A 434-nucleotide genomic window follows, 5' to 3' on the forward strand; every position below is an offset into this window, starting at 1 on the left:
AACTCGTGGTGATGCGCGATTCGGTCTATCAACTGCTGCGCCTGCTCGGCAGCGAGACGGTGGACGCGCTGTTGTCGGGCACGCTGCAATCGCTGCCGTCGCTGGCGCAGGAGCTGGGCAAGGAGCCCGTGGCCGTGCGCATCGACGATAACGGCTACCGCGTGCGCACCGAGGCCCGCGGCATCCTGCAGAACGTGTTCATGCACCTGCTGCGCAACTCTATCGACCATGGCATTGAACCCGCCGAAGAGCGTATCGCTCAGGGCAAGCCAGCTTCCGGCACGATCGACATCGAATTGGGCGTTGACCAGGGCATGCTGCAGATCACCCTGTGCGATGACGGCCGCGGCCTGGCGCTCGAGCGCATCCGCAGCATCGCCGTGGAGCGCGGCTGGCTCGGCGCAGACCAGCACGCCACCGACGAAGACATCGCG

At 66.1% G+C, this 434-nt stretch carries 1 pseudogene; it reads left to right on the forward strand.

From position 1 onward, the window contains the following. A pseudogene (locus I6F36_RS38905) lies at positions 1 to 434 on the forward strand (hypothetical protein); the annotation flags it as partial.

It is taken from the genome of Bradyrhizobium sp. BRP19, assembly GCF_020194195.1.
Taxonomy (GTDB): Bacteria; Pseudomonadota; Alphaproteobacteria; order Rhizobiales; family Xanthobacteraceae; genus Bradyrhizobium; species Bradyrhizobium yuanmingense.